The sequence below is a fragment of the Achromobacter sp. Marseille-Q0513 genome, from assembly GCF_018195695.1.
GTDB lineage: Bacteria > Pseudomonadota > Gammaproteobacteria > Burkholderiales > Burkholderiaceae_B > Achromobacter.
The window spans coordinates 1-345 of the sequence record NZ_JAGTJY010000631.1 but is presented as its reverse complement, the minus strand read 5'-3'; the positions used below and the strand labels follow the sequence as shown (position 1 = coordinate 345).

Annotated in this window: 1 protein-coding gene; it reads right to left on the bottom strand. The window is 54.8% G+C overall.

The genetic code is table 11. The annotated features are described in order from the left end of the window. A partial coding sequence (locus tag KDH83_RS32070; protein WP_212323249.1) for a hypothetical protein occupies positions 1–298 on the bottom strand: 298 nt, incomplete at its 3' end. Between the last annotated feature and the right edge of the window lie 47 nt (positions 299–345).

Here is a 345-nt window from a genome sequence, read left to right as displayed (position 1 = left end):
CTGTAATCCAGTGCGCAGTTTGCGCCAGGGTTTCTTCCTGTGAAGGAACCACTTCACACGCCAGCAATGGAGCACCTGCGCGAGAAAGTTGCAAAGCCAATAAACCGCTGGTGAATTGCTCGCTCAACGTCAGGCTGAACTGGCGGTTTTGCAATTCGCGACTGATCTGCGCGGGCAGTCCTTCGGTGCCTTCGAAAATCTCGCTCTGTCCGGCAACACGTTTAACGTCCAGCCACAGTTTTTCCATCGCCTGTTGCTCGCTTGCCGGTCCGGTGAGTTTCAGTTCGATGATAGGCATTGAGGAGCGATAGCCCATTGTTACGCCCGGCGGCAGTTGTAGAGTGT